A 255-nucleotide genomic window follows, 5' to 3' on the forward strand; every position below is an offset into this window, starting at 1 on the left:
TTTATAAAAATGAACATCATTCCTACAGAGATTTACCTATTCGCATGGCTGAATTTGGTCAAGTGCATAGACATGAACTGAGTGGATCTTTAAATGGACTGTTTAGAGTAAGGACATTTAATCAAGATGACGCCCATATCTATATAAATAAAAAACAAATAGAAAGTGAAATTCTTAATGTTCTTAATTTAATTGATAAAGTATATACAATCTTTGGATTTGATTATGAAATTGAATTATCTACACGACCAGATG

1 protein-coding gene is annotated in these 255 nt (G+C 29.0%); it reads left to right on the forward strand.

Features of this window, described 5'->3' with window-relative positions; translation table 11 throughout:
• Positions 1-255 (forward strand): aminoacyl--tRNA ligase-related protein (locus ACF91D_RS32415; RefSeq protein WP_327621137.1); only part of this gene is annotated, 255 nt, incomplete at both ends.

Source organism: Staphylococcus sp. 231237_7MaSpsaltlick (assembly GCF_043107035.1).